General features: G+C 73.7%; 15 protein-coding genes. 7 read left to right on the top strand and 8 right to left on the bottom strand.

Going from position 1 to position 18,130, the window contains the following annotated elements; genetic code table 11:
* Positions 1 to 53 precede the first annotated feature (53 nt).
* Both ACZ55U_RS13110 and ACZ55U_RS13115 read left to right on the top strand, forming a co-directional pair.
* A complete protein-coding gene (locus ACZ55U_RS13110) occupies positions 54 to 1,508 on the top strand; it encodes an MFS transporter (protein WP_465525587.1) in 1,455 nt (484 codons plus the stop codon).
* Positions 1,505 to 2,314, top strand: a complete 810-nt coding sequence (locus tag ACZ55U_RS13115) for an aspartate racemase/maleate isomerase family protein (protein ID WP_465525589.1) — start codon at positions 1,505 to 1,507, stop codon at positions 2,312 to 2,314. The genes ACZ55U_RS13110 and ACZ55U_RS13115 overlap by 4 nt, the downstream gene beginning before the upstream one ends.
* 189 nt (positions 2,315 to 2,503) lie before the next feature.
* On the opposite strand, the gene ACZ55U_RS13120 is transcribed toward ACZ55U_RS13115, so the two are convergent.
* The 4 genes from ACZ55U_RS13120 to ACZ55U_RS13135 all read right to left on the bottom strand — a co-directional run bounded on the left by ACZ55U_RS13120 (position 2,504) and on the right by ACZ55U_RS13135 (position 7,291).
* Entirely contained in the window at positions 2,504 to 3,937 is a 1,434-nt protein-coding gene (locus tag ACZ55U_RS13120; RefSeq protein WP_465525591.1) for a GH1 family beta-glucosidase, read from the bottom strand.
* 53 nt (positions 3,938 to 3,990) lie between these two features.
* The gene (locus ACZ55U_RS13125) at positions 3,991 to 4,863 is read right to left on the bottom strand and encodes a carbohydrate ABC transporter permease (RefSeq protein WP_465525593.1); all 873 of its coding nucleotides are present in this window, start codon (positions 4,861 to 4,863) and stop codon (positions 3,991 to 3,993) included.
* Positions 4,864 to 4,866: 3 nt separating this feature from the next.
* Entirely contained in the window at positions 4,867 to 5,901 is a 1,035-nt protein-coding gene (locus ACZ55U_RS13130; RefSeq protein WP_465525595.1) for a carbohydrate ABC transporter permease, read from the bottom strand.
* Between the two features lie 67 nt (positions 5,902 to 5,968).
* Positions 5,969 to 7,291, bottom strand: coding sequence for an ABC transporter substrate-binding protein (locus ACZ55U_RS13135; protein ID WP_465525597.1), 1,323 nt, complete (start codon positions 7,289 to 7,291; stop codon positions 5,969 to 5,971).
* A 292-nt stretch (positions 7,292 to 7,583) separates the two neighbouring features.
* On the opposite strand from ACZ55U_RS13135, the gene ACZ55U_RS13140 reads away from it, so the two are divergent.
* The gene (locus tag ACZ55U_RS13140) at positions 7,584 to 8,603 is read left to right on the top strand and encodes a LacI family DNA-binding transcriptional regulator (RefSeq protein ID WP_465525599.1); all 1,020 of its coding nucleotides are present in this window, start codon (positions 7,584 to 7,586) and stop codon (positions 8,601 to 8,603) included.
* A gap of 107 nt (positions 8,604 to 8,710) precedes the next feature.
* On the opposite strand, the gene ACZ55U_RS13145 is transcribed toward ACZ55U_RS13140, so the two are convergent.
* A complete protein-coding gene (locus tag ACZ55U_RS13145; protein WP_465525601.1) occupies positions 8,711 to 10,522 on the bottom strand; it encodes a glycoside hydrolase family 6 protein in 1,812 nt (603 codons plus the stop codon).
* Positions 10,523 to 11,707: 1,185 nt separating this feature from the next.
* Between ACZ55U_RS13145 and ACZ55U_RS13150 the strand changes: the two genes are divergently transcribed.
* Complete coding sequence (locus ACZ55U_RS13150; RefSeq protein WP_465525603.1) at positions 11,708 to 12,214, top strand: mycothiol transferase; 507 nt, start codon at positions 11,708 to 11,710, stop codon at positions 12,212 to 12,214.
* A 146-nt stretch (positions 12,215 to 12,360) separates the two neighbouring features.
* Here ACZ55U_RS13150 and ACZ55U_RS13155 read toward each other — a convergent pair whose 3' ends face one another.
* Positions 12,361 to 12,837, bottom strand: a complete 477-nt coding sequence (locus tag ACZ55U_RS13155; RefSeq protein ID WP_465525605.1) for a hypothetical protein — start codon at positions 12,835 to 12,837, stop codon at positions 12,361 to 12,363.
* 363 nt (positions 12,838 to 13,200) lie between these two features.
* Here ACZ55U_RS13155 and ACZ55U_RS13160 point away from each other — a divergent pair, with 363 nt between their 5' ends.
* Positions 13,201 to 14,061, top strand: coding sequence for a 2OG-Fe(II)-dependent halogenase WelO5 family protein (locus tag ACZ55U_RS13160; protein ID WP_465525607.1), 861 nt, complete (start codon positions 13,201 to 13,203; stop codon positions 14,059 to 14,061).
* Positions 14,062 to 14,118: 57 nt separating this feature from the next.
* Here the strand turns inward: ACZ55U_RS13160 and ACZ55U_RS13165 are convergent, their stop codons facing one another.
* Positions 14,119 to 15,504, bottom strand: a complete 1,386-nt coding sequence (locus tag ACZ55U_RS13165; RefSeq protein ID WP_465525609.1) for a hypothetical protein — start codon at positions 15,502 to 15,504, stop codon at positions 14,119 to 14,121.
* 257 nt (positions 15,505 to 15,761) lie between these two features.
* Here ACZ55U_RS13165 and ACZ55U_RS13170 point away from each other — a divergent pair, with 257 nt between their 5' ends.
* Entirely contained in the window at positions 15,762 to 16,253 is a 492-nt protein-coding gene (locus tag ACZ55U_RS13170; protein ID WP_465525611.1) for a GNAT family N-acetyltransferase, read from the top strand.
* 17 nt (positions 16,254 to 16,270) lie between these two features.
* Here ACZ55U_RS13170 and ACZ55U_RS13175 read toward each other — a convergent pair whose 3' ends face one another.
* Complete coding sequence (locus tag ACZ55U_RS13175) at positions 16,271 to 16,882, bottom strand: TetR/AcrR family transcriptional regulator (protein WP_465525613.1); 612 nt, start codon at positions 16,880 to 16,882, stop codon at positions 16,271 to 16,273.
* Between the two features lie 143 nt (positions 16,883 to 17,025).
* Between ACZ55U_RS13175 and ACZ55U_RS13180 the strand changes: the two genes are divergently transcribed.
* Positions 17,026 to 18,111 carry an alpha/beta fold hydrolase gene (locus ACZ55U_RS13180; protein WP_465525615.1) on the top strand — a complete coding sequence of 362 codons (1,086 nt, stop codon included), beginning with the start codon at positions 17,026 to 17,028 and terminating at the stop codon, positions 18,109 to 18,111.
* Positions 18,112 to 18,130 lie beyond the last annotated feature (19 nt).

Genomic DNA, 18,130 nt, shown 5'->3' on the forward strand with positions numbered 1-18,130 from the left:
CAGCCCCCGGCCCCAACCTGGGGCCACAAGACGACCAGGCGGTCATCCACACCATGTCTCATCCGAACGAACCCTCCGCCGCGACGGCCTCCCGCAGCCCCGTCGGCGGCCTCATCACCCTGTCCGCGGCCCAGTTCCTCATCGCACTGGACTTCTCCGTCATCTTCGTCGCCCTGCCCGACATCGGCTCCGACCTGGGGCTGTCCGCCAGCGCCATGCAGTGGGTGGTCAGCGCCTACTCCGTGTTCTTCGCCGGCTTCCTGATCGTCGGCGGCCGGGTCGGGGACCGGCTCGGCGCCCGGAAGCTGTTCATGGCCGCGCTGGTGGTCTTCGGCGTGGCCTCGCTGCTGGGCGGCCTCGCGGCGAACGCCGCGCTGCTGCTCGTCGCCCGCGGCGCCCAGGGCGTGGCCGCGGCCTGCCTCCAGCCGTCGATCCTGGCGCTGGTGAATACGACGTTCCCGGCGGGGCGCGAACGCACCCGGGCGCTCGCGGTCTGGGGCACGGTCGGTGCCAGCGGCCTGGCCGCGGGCGTGGTCATCGGCGGACTGCTGACCACCCTCTCCTGGCGCGCGACGTTCTTCGTGAACCTGCCCTTCGCCGTGCTGTGCGCGCTGGCCGCCCCCCGGTTCCTGCCCGGGAAGGCGGACCAGGGCCGCACCGCCGCCCTCAACGTGCTCAACGCCGTGCTGTGCACCGCGATGGTCCTGGTCTCCGTCCTCGGCCTCACCCTGGCCGCCGACATCGGCTGGACCGACTCCCTGACGCTGGGCAGCTTCCTCGCCGGAGCCCTCCTGCTGGTGCTGTTCGCGCTGCGGGAGCGGGGCAGCGGACAGCCGCTGGTCGATCCGGTGCTGCGGCGCACCCGCAGCCTCGTCATGGGCTGCGGCTCCTCCGCGCTGTACATGGCGAGCGTGGCGGGCGTCGAGTTCTACCTGGTGACCCTGCTCCTCCAGGACGGCCGCGGCTACGCGCCGCTCGCCGCCGGGATCGCCTTCCTCCCGCTCGCCGCGTGCATCACCTTCGGGAACATGATCGCCGGGAAGCTGGTCGGTCCCCTCGGCGTGCGCCGCTGCCTGACGCTGGCGTTCGTGGTCGGCGCGGCCGGGCTCCTGCTGCTGGGCCTGTCCGTCCGCAACCACGGCTACCTCGTGGGGATGCTGCCCGGCCTGGTCGTCAGCGGCCTCGGGCACGGCATGATCTACACCTCGATGTTCGTCGGCGGCACCCGCGACGTGGACGACCGCAACCAGGGCGTGGCGGGGGCGCTCATGACCACCACCCAGTACGCGGGAGGCGCCCTCGGCGTGGCGGCCCTGATCCTCGTCCTGGGCACGCACCCGGGCGACGGGGCGTTCCGCACCGGCTTCCTGCTGGCCGGCGGGGTCGCGGTGGCCGGTGCGGTGCTCGCGTGGCTCGGCTTCGGCGCCGGCGCGAAGGCCGCTTCGGAGGAGGCGGGCGTGTCGGCGGACGGTGTTCCGGCTCCGGCCACGGCGGGTGAGGTCCGATGACGGCGACGGCGGCCCGGCTGGGCATCCTCGTGATCCACAACGACCCGGTGCCCGAGACCGAGATCTGGCGCATGGCACCCGAGGGCGTGTCGGTGCACACCGCCCGCTTCGAGTGCCCCCGGCCCGACGACACCGAGTACGTCGGAAGCCCCGCGGGCGCCCTCGCGAACGCGCCCGACGTCGTGCGCGGGCTGGACCACCTGGGCCGGCTGGGCGCGCACAGCGTCGCGCTCTGCTTCGGGTCGAGCAGCTTCTTCGGCGGGCCCGCCTTCGACGACGAGTTCGTCGCGGCGGCCGGCGCGCACGCCCACGGCGTGCCCGTGTACACGGCGGCCACCGCCATCACGGCCGCCCTGCGGGCGTCCGGCGTACGGCGACCGCTGCTGGTCATGCCGCCCTGGTTCACCGAGCCGACGTTCCGGGCCGCACAGGAGTACCTGGGCGAGGTCGGCGTCGAGCAGAGCCGGATGGTCCAGTTCGCCCTGGGCCCGGAGTGGGACGGCATCGCCCGCTACAACGCCTTCGACGAGGGCGCCCACTGGGCGATCGACCCCGCCGAGGTGCACCAGCAGGTGGTCAAGGCGTTCCACGACCCGGACCTCCCGAGGCCGGACGGCGTCCTGGTGCCGGGCAGCGGCTTCCCCGCCCGGGCCGCCGTCGTCCCCCTGGAACGGGAACTGGGCGTGCCGGTCATCACCTCGAACCAGTCGGTCCTCTGGTACGGCCTGGGCCGCGCCGCACCCGGAGCCGCCCCGGCCCCAGGGGCGGCGGCGCACGGAAGCCTCTTCACCCGGCGGCTTCCGTGACGGGAGCCGTGTGACGGGGAGCCGGGCGCCGTGGACGACGGGGGAGCGGTCCGCTCCGGTGGTTCGCCCCCGCCCCGTGCCGATGCGCCGGCACGGGGCGGGGGCGCGCCCGCCCGGTTCCCCGCCCGTTCCCCCGCCCGGAGGGGAGCGGCGGCGGGCGACCGCCTCCCCTCCGGGCGGGCCGGGGGCCTACGGCGCGAGCGGCGGGTGCAGCTCCCCGGTGCGGGCCACCCGGGCGTACCAGCCGGCGCTGGTCTTGGGGGTGCGGGTCTGGGTGGGGAAGTCGACGTGGACCAGGCCGAAGCGCTTGGCGTAGCCGTACGCCCACTCGAAGTTGTCCAGCAGGGACCAGGCGAAGTAGCCCCGCACGTCCGCGCCGTCGGCCAGTGCCCGGTGGACCGCCGCCAGGTGGGCGTGGAGGTAGGCCGCGCGCTGGGGGTCGTCGAAGGCGCCGTCGGCGTCGGGCTCGTCCGCGTACGCCGCGCCGTTCTCGGTGACCATCAGCGGCAGGTCCGGGTGGCGCCGGGCGAGGTCGCTCAGCAGCTGGTGCAGACCGGAGGGGTCGACGGCCCAGCCCATCGCGGTCCGTTCGCCCGGTGCCTGGTGGAAGCCGACCCGGTCCGCGCCCGGCCAGGGCGACGCGGCGGCGGCGCCGTGGCCGTCCTCGCGGGCGGGGGTGGCGCCCTCGGCGGTTTCGGAGACGACGGTGGGGGTGTAGTAGTTGACGCCCAGCCAGTCCAGCGGCTGGTGGATGTCCTTCTGGTCGCCGTCCCGGACGAAGGACCAGTCGGTGAGGTGGGCCGTGTCGGCCAGCAGGTCCTCCGGGTAGGCGCCCTCCAGCATCGGGCCGAGGAAGATCCGGTTGCCGACGGCGTCGATCCGGCGCACCGCGTCCCGGTCGGCGGCGGACGGGGTGAGCGGCCGCAGCGCGTGCAGGTTGAGCGCGACGGACAGCCGGGCGGCGGCGGGCAGCACGCCGCGCAGCGCTGTGACGGCCAGGCCGTGGCCGAGGTTGAGGTGGTGGGCGGCCCGCAGGGCGGCCACCGGGTCGGTGCGGCCGGGGGCGTGGACGCCGGAGCCGTAGCCCAGGAAGGCGCTGCACCAGGGCTCGTTGAGGGTGGTCCAGTGGCCGACCCGGTCGTCGAGCGCCTCGCCCACCAGAGCGGCGTAGTCGGCGAACCGCTCCGCGGTGGTGCGTGAGGGCCATCCGCCGGCCGACTCCAGCTCCTGCGGCAGGTCCCAGTGGTACAGGGTGGCCACGGGGGTGATCCCGGCGGCGAGCAGCTCGTCGGCGAGGCGGCGGTAGAAGTCCAGGCCCAGCTGGACGCCCGGGCCGTGGCCGGTGGGCTGGACGCGCGGCCAGGAGACCGAGAAGCGGTAGGCGGTCAGCCCGAGTTCGGCCATCAGCCGGACGTCCTCGCGGAACCGGTGGTAGTGGTCGACCGCGACATCGCCGGTGTGGCCCTGGAAGACCTTGTCCGGGGTGCGGCAGAAGGTGTCCCAGATCGAGGCGGTGCGGCCGTCCTCGGCGGCGGCACCCTCGACCTGGTACGCGGAGGTGGCCGCGCCCCAGAGGAAGCCGGCCGGGAACCGGGGTGGCTCGGTGGCGGGGGGAAAGGACATGGGAATCTCCCGAAGGTGGGGTTCGGTCCTCGGAGGAGGAGGCCGAAAGGGGCTCAGTTCTTGACGGCGCCGGCGGTGATGCCGCCCACGATGTGTCTGCCCAGCAACGCGAAGACCAGCAGCAGCGGCATCGTGGAGATGAGCGCGCCGGTCAGCACGATCGCCTGGTCGACGCTGTGGTTGCCCGAGCCGAGGCCGGCGAGCGCGACCTGGAGGGTCGGGTTGCCGTCCGGGGTGAGGGCGATGAAGGGCCAGAAGAAGTCGTTCCAGGCCTGGACGAAGACCAGCATGCCGAGCACGGCCATGGCGGGCCGCGCCACCGGGAACACCACGTGCCAGACGATCCGCAGGCTGTGCGCGCCGTCCATCCGGGCGGCCTCGACCAGCTCCACCGGCAGGGCCTCGACGAGGTACTGCCGCATGAAGAAGACGCCGAACGCGGCGACCAGCGAGGGCAGCACCACCGACTGCAACCGGTCCGCCCAGCCCAGGCCGGTGATGATCTGGTACAGCGGGATGACGCTGAGCTGCGGGGGCACGGTCATGGTGGCGACGACCACGGACAGCAGCACGTTGCGGCCCCGGAACGGCAGCTTGGCGAAGGCGAAGCCGGCCAGGGTGGCGAACAGCACGGTGGACAGCGCCACCAGGCCGGCCACCACCGTGGTGTTGACCAGGGCCCGGCCCATGTCGACCTGGTTCCAGGCGAAGGCCAGGTTGTCGAACAGGTGCCGGCCCGGCAGCAGCGGCGCCGGCGCCTGGACCACCCGCTCGCCCGAGTGCGAGGCGGCGACCAGGTTCCAGTACAGCGGGAACAGCGAGAGCAGGGCGGCGAGCCCGAGCAGGACGTAGGTCAGCGGGCCGGCGTGGTGCTGGCGCCCGGCGGACGGACGCCACCGGGGTCGGGTGGCGGTAGCGGTGCTCACGGTTCAGCCCCTCCTTCGGCGGACACGGGCGAGGAGCGCCTGCGCGGCCCCCGCGGACAGCAGGAGCAGCAGCATCACCCAGGCGATCGCGGAGGCCTGGCCGAGCGCCCCGGTCACCCAGCCCTTCTCGTACATGAGCAGGCTGAGCGTCTGGAACTGGTTGCCGCTGCCGCCGCTGATCCCCAGGCTGCCGCCGAACAGCAGGGGCTCGCCGAAGAGCTGGGTGGCGCCGATGGTGGACACCACGATGGTGAACAGGATGGTCGGGCGGATCGAGGGGATGGTGACGCTGAGGAACTGGCGGGCCCGGGAGGCTCCGTCCAGCGCCGCCGCCTCGTACAGGTCCTGCGGGACGGCCTGCATCGCGGCGAGGTAGATCAGGGCGTTGTAGCCCGTCCAGCGCCAGGTGACGATCACCGAAATGGCGATCTGCGCGGGCCATTTGGAGGACTCCCAGTCCACCGGGTGGAAGCCCGCCCAGCCGAGCACGGTGTTGATCAGCCCGTAGTCGCTGTTGAACAGCTGGGCGAACACCAGCGTGGCGGCGGCGATCGAGGTCGCGTACGGCGCGAGCACCGCGACCCGCAGGAAGCCCCGGCCGCGCATCCGGTAGTTGAGCAGATGGGCCAGGCCGAGGGCGAGCAGCAGCTGCGGCACGGTCGAGATCACGCCGATGGTGAAGGTGTTGCCGAGGGCGTTCCAGAAGAAGTCGCTGTCCCACAGGTCGGTGTAGTTGCGCAGGCCGAGCCACTGGGCCTCGCCGCCGAGCTCGGCCCGGTGCAGGGAGAGCCAGCCGGTGTAGAGCAGCGGGAAGAGGCCGAAGGCGGCGAAGCAGAGGAAGAACGGTGCGACGAAGACGTACGGCGCCGCCTTCATGTCCCAGCGGTGCAGGCCGAGGCGCGGGCCGCGGCCGGGTGGGCGGCTTCCGGACGGGCCGCTCCTGGGCGGGCGCCTCCCGAAGGGGCGGGGCGCGCTCTTGCGGGCGGGGGCGGACGGGAGCGGGGTGCCGTCGGTCGCCCCCCGGACGGGGGTGGACACGGGAAGTCCTTCCGGTCGGTGGGAGAGGGCGGGCCGCCGGGTGCCCGGCGCGCCCTGGGTGGCCCCGCTACTTCTGGATCTTGTCGTCGACCAGCTTCCCGACGTTGGTCCACGCCTGCGCGGGGTCGGTGCCGCGCTGCTCGATGTCGAGGATGCCGTTGTCGGTGATGAAGGTCTTCACCTGACCGTCCCAGCGGCTGATCGGCACGGCCTTGATGCCGGCCGCGGCCTCCGAGTAGATCCGGCCGACCGGGGCGTCGCCGAAGAACGGCAGGACGGCGTCCCGGACGGCGGGGGAGGAGAGGGCCTCCTTGGTGGAGGGGATGTTGCCGTTGACGGCGAAGACCTTCGCGTGCTGCGCCGGGGCGGTCAGCCAGGCCGCGAGTTCGGCGGCCTCCTTGACGTGCGGGCCGGACTTCGGGACGGCGAGGAAGGAACCGCCCCAGTTGCCCGCGACGGGGGCGGGGGCGATGTCCCACTTGCCCTGGTTCTCCGCGCCGGCCTGGTCCTTGATGATGCCGGTCATCCAGCTCGGGCAGGCGACGGTGGCGAACCGGTTGTTCTTGAAGCCGGCGTTCCAGGTGCCCTTCTCGTCGAACTGCCGCAGCTTGGCGCTGAGTCCGCCGGTGGCCGCGCTGGTGGCGATGGACCAGGCCTTCTGCACCCCGGGGCTGTTGCGGTAGTCCAGCTCGCCCTTGGCGTTGGCGTACTGGACCGGCTCGCTGGAGACGACGGCGTTGAACAGCCCGCTGGCGGAGTCGTGGAAGGCGGTGCCCTCGGGCGCCTTCGCCTGGTAGGCGCGGCCGGTTTCGAGGAACTTGTCCCAGCTGCCGGCCCAGAGCGCGCCGACCTGGGCGCGGTCGGTCGGCAGCCCGGCCTTGGCGAAGAGGTCCTTGTTGTAGCAGATCGCCATCGGGCCGATGTCGGTGCCGAGGCCGATCACCTTGCCGTCCGCCGTGGTGGCCTGCTTGACCTTCCAGTCCAGGTAGGCGCCGAGGTCGGCGCCACCGGTCTTGCCGAGGTCCACCCACTTGCCCGCCAGGGCGGGCCCGGTGGCCTCGGCGATGTAGCCGACCTCGACGGCCTGGATGTCGGCGAGGCCGCTGTCCCGGGAGAGCCGGAGCTTGAGCGTGTCCCAGTACTTCTGGCCGTCGGCCACGTTGGACTCGACGATCTTGATGTTCGGGTGCAGCTTCTCGTACTCGGCGTACAGCTTGGCGCCGGTCTCGTTGTCGTACCCGAAGGAGCCGTAGGTGCCGATCCGCAGGGTCACGGTGCCGCCGCCCGCCTTCGAACCGCCGCCGCTGCCGCAGCCGGCCAGCAGGGCGGTGCTCGCGGCCAGGGCGGCGAGCGCGGTGAGGCGTCGGCGTCTGGGGGTGTCGGTGTGCATTCCACTCTCCTCGTCCGGGGGTGAGTCGGGCTTCGCCCGTGGGTGGCGCCCGGGGCACGCGTGATGGCCCCGACTGGATGGGAGCGCTCCCACGCCACATGCGGAAGGTTCTTCCCCGGCTGATCCGTTGTCAAGAGATGTAACCGGATTGCTTGCTGAGCCCATCAGTTGGAAGCTTGGCTCCATTTCCTGAAGGCGGACGGGGCGTGGCGGCGGCCAGTTCCGTGATCTAGGATTCGCTGCCAGACGGACGGGAGACCGACCGAGGGCGGCGGCGGAAGGCGCGTGGGCAGTGGGCGGACGGCAGACCGGAAGGCCGACCTTGGAGGAGGTCGCGGCCCGGGCCGGGGTCGGGCGCGGCACGGTGTCCCGGGTGATCAACGGTTCGTCGAGGGTGAGCGAACAGGCGAAGGAGGCGGTGGGCCGGGCCATCGCGGAGCTGGGCTACGTGCCGAACCGGGCGGCCCGGGCGCTGGCCGGCAGCCGGACGGACGCGGTCGCGTTGGTCGTGCCCGAGACCGAGGCCTGGCTCGCGGAACCGTACTTCCTGGACGTCCTCCGCGGCGTGAGCGCCGAACTCGCGGCGGCGGACGTGCAGTTGCTGCTCACCCTGATCCGCACCGAGCAGGAGCGGCAGCGCTTCGAGCAGTACCTCGCGGCGCAGCGGGTGGACGGCGTCCTGCTGGTCTCCGTCCACCGGGACGACCCGCTGCCGGAGCAGGTGCGGGCCCTGGGCCTGCCGGCCGTCCTCAACGGGCGCCGTTCGCCGCAGGAGCCGGTGGCCTACGTGGACTCCGACAACGTGGGAGCCGGCCGCTCGGCGGTGGCGCACCTGGCCGGGCGCGGGCGGCGGCGCATCGCCACCATCACCGGCCCGCTGGACATGGACGCCGCGCAGGGGCGGCTGGCCGGCTACCGCGAGGGGCTGGCGGCGGCCGGGCTGGCGGCGGACGAACGCCTGGTCGCCACCGGCGACTTCACGGAGGACGGCGGCCGCCGGGCGATGCGCGAGCTGCTGGCGCGCTGTTCCGACCTGGACGCGGTGTTCGCCGCCTCCGACCTGATGGCGGTCGGGGCCCTCGCCGTGCTGCGGGCCAGCGGCCTGGAGGTGCCCGGTGACGTGGCGCTGGTGGGTGTCGACGACTCGCCGGTGGCCCGCCACCTCGACCCGCCGCTGACCAGCGTCCGCCAGCCGATCGAGGAGATGGGCCGCACGATGGCCGGGCTGCTGCTGCGGCAGATCGCCGGCGAGGAGGCCGAGCCGTCCCGCCTGGTGCTGCCGACCGAGCTGGTGGTGCGGAAGTCCTCCTGAGCGCCCGCGGACCGTCCGGAACCCTTCGGGGGCTCCGGACGGGTCCGCGGCGTTCAGTGCCGTGTCCCGGGGTGTTCAGTGCCGTGTCCCGGGCGTTCGGCGCCGTGTCACAGCGCCGGGTAGGCGTTCTTCAGCAGCTCCTGGAACTGGGCGGAGAACCAGTCCCCGGCCAGCGGCGCGTTCGGCAGGGCGCCGGACATGTTGTTGTTGTTCCTCGGGTTGCCGGTGTACGTCGGGTCGCACATCCGGTCGAAGCCCTTGCCGTCGTTGTTGGGGATCTCCTTGCTGGCCCCGTCCGACTCGCCCGGCGGCTTCATCCAGACGTACGCGTCGATGCCCGGCGCCGGGGCCGCCTGCGGCCGCTCGCCAAGGCCCGCGCCCGACTGGTTGCACCAGTTGCCGGTCTGGAACCGCCGGTCGTAGCGCCCGGCATCGACGTACGCGTCGACGCTGGTCCGCGGCCCGGGCCCGGTCGGCCGGGCGGTGCCGCCCCAGCCGTTGCGCGAGGTGTCGATCAGCATGCCGAGCTGGGGGTCGAAGCCCAGCGAGACCAGCTTGGCCCGCATCCCCTGCGCGTAGGACAGCTCGTCGACGTACCGGTTCCAGTCGACCCACTTGGACTGGCGGACGGAGGTGCCGTTGACGGTGTCGTCGACGGTGAAGTTCTTCTCCTGGAGCGTGCCGTAGTTCGCGGTGTTGACGATGAAGCCGTGCACGTTGGCGAGGGTGGAGCCCTCGGCCGTCGCGGCCTGCTTGAAGAGGTCCGCGGACGCGGCGAGGTTGTCGTCCCAGCCGAGCCAGCCGTGGTGCCCGGCGTCGACGTAGTTGTACACGTTGGGCACGGCGCCCAGCTTCTTGAGCGCGTAGCCGACGCCCGTGATGTAGTTGCCGTTGGCCTTCATCACGTCGCACGCGGGGGTCGCGGTGGCCCGCGGCGTGGTGTTGGTGACCAGGTTCGGCAGCGAGTCGAGCTCGACCGTGGTGACGATGCGCAGCCCCGCGTACTTCGGGTCGGCGAGGATCGCCGCGATCGGGTCGATGAACTCCGTCTTGTACCGGCCGATCTCGGTCGGGCCGAGCTCTCCGTTGGAGGCGAGCGCGGCGCAGTCCCGGCCGGGCAGGTCGTAGACCACCAGCTGGACGACGAGTTCGCCGCTGCCCTTCTGGCGCAGCGCCTCGTCGAGGTGGGCGCGCAGGCCCATCCTGCCGTTGGTGCCGGCGATGGCGGCGATCCGGTCGAGCCAGATACCGGTGGGCTGGTTGGCGACCTTGCCGCCGCCGGGCTCGGCGGCGGCGTGCGCGGACCACTCGGGGTTCACGTAGACCTTGGCGCCGGCGTAGGGGTTGTCGACCCGGCCGCCGGGCTGGGTGGTGGGGGTGCCGGTCGGGGTGGTGGTCGGGGTGCCGGTGGGGGTGGGGGTCGGGGTGCCCGTGGGAGTGGTGGTGGCACCGTCGCACAGCACGCCGTTGAGCTTGAAGGCGGTGGGCACGGGGTTGGCGGCGCCGTACGAGGCGTTGAAGCCGAAGGCGGTGGAGCCGCCGGTCGCCAGGCTGCCGTTGTACGAGACGTTCCGGGCGGTGACGGTGGCGCCGGACTGGCTGATGGTGGAGTTCCAGCCCTGGGTGATCTGCTGGTCGGCGCCGAAGGTCCACTCCAGGGCCCAGGAGGTCAGCGGGTCACCGGTGTTGGTGACCGTGACGTTGGCGCCGAAGCCGTTGCCCCACTGGCTGGAGACCTGGTAGTCGACCCGGCAGCCGGCCGTGGCGGCGCCCGCCGAGGTGGACAGCACGGTGGCGGAGGCGCCGGTGGCGGTGAGCACGCCGAGGGCGGCGAGCAGGGCCGTCCGGTTGCCGCGCAGCCGGTTGAGGGTGGGTCCGGTGCTGCGTGTCGTGCGTGTGGTGCGTGTGGTGCGACTCATGGTGTGGGGATCCCTTCCGATGTTCGCTCGGTGTTCACGCGGTGGGGGTCCGGCGTCCGTTCAGGCTGTGAAGGTGATCGCGCAGCCCGACGCCGAACGCGGTGGGGGTGCCGTGGTAGCCGCCGATCAGGGCGGGGGCGGGTGAGCGGTCCCGGTGTCCAGCCCGGCCCGGCCGGGGGAGCCCGCGGCCGGCGGACCACGTCATGACGCGGTCGGCGAACGCGTGCCCACGGCTCTCCCCGGCGGTCTCGCCCGCCAGGAGTGGGTCGCGGGTGTCGCGGTCGAACGTCCCTCACGGGAAACGCGGTTGAGGGCGAAGCCGGCCGGAGCCGGGTCGCCGCCGGGGCAGGAGGCGGCCGGGGTGCGGTGATCTCTCCGGTTCCGGGTGAGCGGTGCCCGGGCCCGTGCCCGTCGTGACGGACACGGCGCTCACCGGGGCGAGGGGCCGCGCCGCCGGGCAGCGCGGCGAGACGTGGGGGGTGTCGCATGAGCGACTCCTTGCAGCGAGGACGCGCCATGTGCCGCGCGTCGACTGACGGAATCGCTCCCACTGGTGGGCACCGACCGTAGCGCCAACTGCCGCCAAGGAAAAGAGGAGTTGCCGGGTTTTGTGGGCGGAAGTGTTCGACTCTTCAAGCCTCTTGACCCATCCGCAGGGCAGCCCTCACAGTGGGAGCGCTCCCACTGGTGTCCAACGTGTCCGTTCCCGTGCGGCGGGGCCCGGCCCGCCGTGCCACCTTCATGACCTGGAATCAGCTCCACCCGGCCCGCGGTCGATCGAAGTCACGGAAGTCCGGCGCCTCCGGCGGCTTCGCGGCGCTCGCCCGGCCGACCGCACTCACCCGCAACCGGCACCCGTTCCGCGGCGTCCTTGCTCGTCGACCGTGCTCGCTCGGCCACGGCGAGCCAGGGAGCTTCCCGGGGAGAGGTTCGAGTCGGAGCGGCGCGACCTCTCCAGGGGCGTTCAGGTCACCGTCGGATGAGCGCCACGGGGAACCTCGACGGCCAGGGCGGCCCCGCGCCCGGCCTCGGGGCCTCCGCTCCGGACCGGCCCACGGAGGCTGCCCGGGCGTCGGGCCCGGGTGGCCCGGGCGTCACCGGCGGGACACAATCGTCGGTACCGTGTGTGACCCGCCACGCCGTCGGTGGGACGAGGCACTCGACCGGGAGGCGACAGTGGCCGGTGTGACCAGCACCGATCTTCTCGTGGACGCGTTCGGCCGGATCCGTGACGCGGTCGCCGAGGTGGTCGACGGCCTGACCACCGAGCAGCTGGCCTTCCGGGCGCAGGACTCGGCCAACTCGATCGCCTGGCTGGTCTGGCACCTCACCCGGGTGCAGGACGACCACCTCGCCGACGCGGCCGACCGCGAACAGGTGTGGACCGCCGACGGCTGGGTGGAGCGGTTCGCCCTGCCGTTCACCGCGTCGTCCACCGGCTACGGGCACCGACCCGCGCAGGTCGCCAAGGTCACCGCGAGCGCGGACCTCCTCGTGGGCTACCACGAGGCCGTCCACGCGCGGACCGTCGACTACGTGCGCGGTCTGAACAACCGGGCCCTCGCCCGGATCGTCGACGAGACGTGGCAGCCCCCGGTCACCCTGGGGGTGCGTCTGATCAGCGTGATCGCCGACGACCTCCAGCACGTCGGCCAGGCGGCCTACGTACGAGGCCTGCTGGCCGGGCGCTGACGGCCTTCCGCGCGGCGAGGAACCGCGGTGCGAGCCGGAGGCAGGGGCGCGCCCGGCCGTCGACGGCTTTCGGCCGGCCCCCGTGGCCGACGGGAGGGCGGTGCGGGTGCCGGCACCCGTCGGGGAGCCGGCACCCGGGCCCGGCGTCAGTAGATGAGGATGTCCCAGTGGCTGCCCTCGTTGCAGTACAGGTTGCCCGAGGCGGCCTTCCACTGCGGGTAGCCGTCGCCCCGGAGGCCGATGTAGGTGAAGCTGTTCTGGATGTAGCCGTCGATGCAGGAGTTGCGGGCGACGTCGACCTTGTAGCCGTTGTAGTGGCTGTAGGTGCCGGAGGCGTGGCCCACCTCCGTCCCGCCCGTGATGTTGATGGCGCAGCCGCTGGCCTTCTTGAGGGTGATGACGGCGCTCACCGTGCCCGAGTTGATCTGGTCGAACGAGGTGCAGGTGGGGTTGGACCTGGTGGTGCAGCCCCCACTGGAGCTCCAGGTGATGCCGGCGCTGCTGAACTGGCCGGCGGCCGCAGACTGGGACAGCTTGGTGCCGCTGGCGCCGGCCGTGGGCGCCGAGAGGGCGAGGCCGGCCAGGGCCAGGGCGACGACGGTGGCTGCGGTGCGAGGCTTCATCTGCGTCTCCGGGTGAGGGTGGGGGCGCCGGGTGGCGGGTCTCCGGTCGTACGCGGTGCTGTGACGCGGTGGTGCTCCGGCGCGAGGGCCGGCCGATCGGTCCGGTACCGCCGCCCGCGAGGCCCGGGGGCCGGGGAACGAGGGGCGGGCTCCGGGCGCCGGCACCGACCAGGATGGCCCACCGCTGTCTATGCGAGTAGACCCCGGTCTGTGAATTTCGCGTGACGGGGGAGCGGCCGTCAGCGGTGCGAGGTGGTTCCCCGGGTGCGCCGGACAAGGGTGGTGACCTTCCGTGAAAGCCCCGGTGGGCCCCGGGACGCCGCAGCCATTCCGTCCGGCTCCAGCGAGGGCAACACTGCTGGTATGACACCGACCCGAGACGGCGACGAGGCGATGTTCGGAGCGGAGACGGTCCGGGAAGGCGGGCTGCGGGAGGCTCTGGAGCGGCTGGCCGCCGGCACCTGTGCGATCGTCCGGGTGCCCGACCTGCTCCGGGGCGACGCGAACGACGGGGGCGACGCGGACGGCGCGGACGGCGTGGACGACCAGAGGGGCCCGGGCGGCCTGAGCGGCCTCGTCGACCGCATCGAGCGGGCCGACTTCGAACCCTACGACGAGGAGCGCCTCGATCCGCCGATCCTGAAGTTCGGCCCGGCGGTGTACGACTACTACACCCAGGGCCGGGTCCGGGAGGCCTACTGGGAGAAGGCGGAGCAGGCCCGGAAAGCCGCACGCGACCTCTACGGCGGCCCCGACCCGGCCGTGGGCGTCATGCGGCGGCTGGGCACCGAACTCGGCGTTCCGGTGCGCCCCGCGACCATCGGGGGGCGCCCGCTGCACGTGGGCATCCTCCGCGAGTTCCCCACCGGATCGAAGATCCACTACGACGAGGTGGTGCGGGAGTTCCCCGGCCGTCTCGACGACCAGCCCATCGTGCAACTCGCCTTCAACCTGCATCTCGCCACCCCCGAGCGGGGCGGCGCGCTGACCGTCTGGCGCCACCGCTGGATCCCGGCCGACGACGCCCGCAAGGACGGCTACGGCTGGGCCCCCGAGGTCGTCGCGGACGTGCCGTCGGCCACGGTCCTGGCGGAGCCCGGCGAGGGCGTCTTCTTCGACTGCCGCAACTTCCACCGGGTGCGGAACTTCGAGGGCGGGCGCCGGATCACCCTCTCCCTCTTCCTGGGGTTCACCCTGAACGGCGAACTGATCGCCTGGTCCTGAGCAACCCGACGCGGGGCGTGGCCGGCCACCTCGGTGTGCTCCGCCCCCGGCGCCGGCTCAGCGGCGGAACAGGCCGCGCCGCTTCGGGCGCGCGGCGGTCTTCGCCGCTTCCGCCGGCGGTGCGTCGAGGAGGGCCGCGACGGCGTGGAGGAAGGGGCGGGCCTCGGCGGTCATGCCGGTCCGGTGCAGGCGGTGGCGGCCCGCCGTCTCCCACTCGCCCAGGACGGCCCCGCGCTCGCCGGTGATCGGGTCGACCGCGTACTCCAGGGTGAAGGTCCGCCGCGGGGAGCCGTCCGCCGGCCAGGCCAGCACCACCGCGAAGGCCTCCGTCGCGGCCCGTGGCACCGGGAGGGCGACGAGGAGCATCCGGTGCCGCGCGCCCTGGACGAACCCGCCCCGGAGCCCCTCCGGCTCCAGCCGCTGCTCGACCGGCAGGCTCGCACCGTACTCCTCCCAGAGCCGCCGCAACTCGCCGTCCAGCCGTTCCCCCGGCACCGCGCCCAGCCGGTCGAGCGAGGGCAGCAGGCGGTGGGCGAAGCGGTAGTGGTGCGGTCGCGGCCCGGGCAGGTCGCCCTGCCCCTCGGCCAGCCGGGTGACCGCCGCGATGACCTCGTCCACGTGCACGAGGTCCAGCAGGCCGCCCTCGCCGACCCCGGTGAGCGGGGTCAGCCGGCCGCCGCGCCACCAGTAGGTGTGCCGGGACAGCGGGGCGGTGGACTCCTCGAACTCCCGGGCGGCGGCCTCGATCAGCGTCTGGAGGACGTCCGGCACCCGGACGTCGAACGGCGCGAACAGCAGCCGGAACGCCGTGGGGAAGGCCACCACCGCACCGTCCGGCGGCAGTTCGCGCCCGGTGACCTCGCGGTGGAGGGCGTCCAGGACGAGGACCCGGCTCCCGGTCAGGGCCGAACCGCCCGTGACGACGTGCAGGCCGCCGCCCTGTCCGGTCGGCCGGAACTCGTGCCGCTCCACGGGCAGTCGGGCCAGCCGCGCCCGCGCCGCCTCGCGCAGCCGTGAGGCGTCCCCGAGTTCGGCGACGGCTTCCCCGGTCAGCACCTGCCAGCCGACGGGTGACTCCAGCGCCATGAACTCCAGTATCCCCGGCGCGACTTCGAGTGCGTGCGGGTGCCCTGCGGGGTCGGCCAGCGTCGTGGCGTCCAGGAGCAGCGGGTACAACCGGGCCGCCGTCTCCTGCGGCGAGCCGGCGTCCCCCGCCGTCGGACCCTGGACGGCGACGACCAGGTCCAGGACGTGGGCGCGGACCAGGTCCCGCAGCGGGGCCCCGGGCCGCTGCTCCAGCAGCGCCAGGAGTCCTCCGAGACCGTAGTCGCGCCCCTGCGCGTCGCGGGCCACGTCCCCGTGCAGGGTGACCTCGTTCCCGAACTCCGCGAACGCCGCCCGCACCTGCGCGGCCAGCTCCGGCTCCAACTCCCGACGTGCCAACGTTCCCTCCCGGCCCGTGACTTGTCTCGCCCCGAAGTCGCAGGGTACCCCGCCCGGTGGGGGCGAGCGTTCGGTCGGGAGGCGAGCACGCGGTCGGTTCAAGCGTGGGCGGGGGCGCCGGGAAGCGGCGTCGATGCCGGGGCCCGATCCGCTGATCCGTGTCCCCAGCCCGTGGAGGGCGGCCGGGTGCGCACTGGACAACCCGGTCGGCGCGGTCGCAGGCTGACGTGGTGACCTCGACGGAAGGAACCCGCCCCGTGCCGTCCGCCTCCGCCCCGCCCGTGGTCTCCTCGATCGCCTCGCCGGACGACGCCGACGCGTTCCGCGCGCTGAACGAGGAGTGGATCTCGCGGTTGTTCACCCTGGAGGAGGCGGACCGGGCCGTGCTCGCGGACCCGCTCGGCCGCATCGTGGCCCCGGGCGGCGACGTGCTCCTGGCCCGCGAGCCGGGAAGCGGGACCGTCGTGGGCTGCGTGGCGCTGCCGGCCCACCCGGACGCCGTGTTCGAGCTGGCGAAGATGGCCGTCGCCCCCGGCGCGCAGGGGCGCGGCATCGGCCGCCGGCTCGTGGCCGCGGCGATCGGCCGGGCACGGGAACTCGGCGCGGCCCGGCTGTTCCTCGGCACCAACGGCAGGCTGGCCCCCGCCGTCCACCTCTACGAGGACGCCGGGTTCGTGAGGATCACCCGCGACCGGCTGCCGGTCGCCGACTACTACGCCCGCGCCGACATCCTCATGGAACTGGGCTGAGGCCGGGCCCGGGCGCGTCAGCTCGGCCCGTCGCCCCCGCCCGCCGCCCGGGCGAGGGAGTCCGCCACCGTCGCGCAGGCCAGCCGGGTCACGGAGCGCAGCTCGGCGTCCGGGGTCGCGGCCCGGCTCAGCACGGCCAGTGACTGGTTGACGGCGACCACGAAGGTGGCGAGTTCGTCGAGCGTCCGGGCGTCGGCGGGGGAGTCGGCCAGCGCGGCGCGGATCCGCCGGTGCTGGAGGGCGAGGAGGTCGCGCACCCGCGCGCCGCTCTCCTCCGTCAGTGCCGACGACTGGGCGGCGGACTGGGCGATGAGGCATCCTGCGGGAACCGACGGGTCGGCGATCCGGGCCAGGACGACGTCGAAGAAGGCCTCGACGGCGCGCACCGGCTCGCCGGGGTGGGCCGCGAGCGCCCGCTCGTACTGCGCGCCGTAGACCGCCGCGTAGCGGTCGAGGCACCGGTGGAACAGGGCCTCCTTGCTGCCGAAGGCGCCGTAGAGCGAGCCGCGGCCGAGGCCGGTGGCGGAGCCGAGGGCGTCCAGGGAGGCGTCCGCGTACCCGTGCTGCCAGAACACCCGTACGGCCTGGTCGAGGGCCGCCTCGACGTCGAACTGCTTCCGGCCGGACACCGCGTCCACCTCCCGTTTCGTCTGCCGGGTGCGAGCCTACCCGCATCTTGGACTGATCGGTCAAACTATCTTTGACCGATCAGTCCAAGATGGCTACCGTGACGGCGATCCGGCCCGGTGCCGCCCCTTCGGAAGGAAAGACCATGACCTCGTCCACACCCCGGCCCGCCCCCAGAAGTCCCGCCCCCGCGAGCCCCACCGACCCGACTCCAGCCCTCGGAGGCCCCACTCCCGCGACTCCCAGCCCCGCGACTCCCGCCCCCGCGACTCCCGCCCCCGCGACTCCCGCCCCCGAAGGCCCCGGCTCCGCCGCCGGCGCGCCGAACCTCCCGGCCGGATTCGCCCGGACCTTCGCCAGCCGGTACGTCGACACCGGTCAGCTGCGCCTGCACGCCGTCACCGGCGGCGAGGGCCCGCCGCTGCTGCTGCTCGCCGGGTGGCCGCAGACCTGGTACGCCTGGCGCCTGCTGATGCCCGTACTGGCACGGGACTTCCACGTGGTCGCCGTCGATCCGCGCGGCGTCGGCCTGTCCGACAAGCCCCGGGGCGGGTACGACACCGGCACCCTCGCCCGCGACATGGTGGCGCTGATGGACGCCCTCGGGCACCACCGGTTCGCCACGGTCGGGCACGACGTCGGCATGTGGACCGGCTACGCCCTGGCCGCGGACCACCCCGAGCGGCTCGACCGCCTGGCCGTCGCCGAGGCCGCGATCCCCGGACTCTCTCCCTCGCCGCCGCTCTTCGGCGGCCAGGAGGCCAACGACCGCCTCTGGCACTTCGCCTTCAACCGCCTCGACGGCCTCAACGAACAACTCGTCCGGGGCCGCGAACACCTCTACTTCGCCCACCAGTTCGCCACGAAGTCCGCGAAGGCCCTGCCCGACCACGCCGTCCGGCACTACGTCGACACCCTCGCCGCGGACCCGGAGGCGCTGCGCTCCAGCTTCGAGTTCTACCGCGCGCTGGACACGACGATCGCCCAGAACCGGCGACGCGCGGCCCGCCGCCTGCCGCTGCCCGTCCTGGCGATCGGGGGAGCGGCGAACCTGGGCGCCTCGGTCGGCGAGACGATGAGGCTCGCCGCGGACGACGTGGAGACCGTGGTGGTCCCCGAGTGTGGCCACTACCCCGCCGAGGAGGCCCCGGAGGCGGTGCTGTCCGCCCTGACCGCCTTGCTCGCGCCGTACCGCGCCGGATGGGAGGCCCCGGGCCTCCCCACGGCCTGAAGCCGCCCCGGGACCGGGT

The organism is Kitasatospora sp. NPDC034533 (assembly GCF_055575155.1).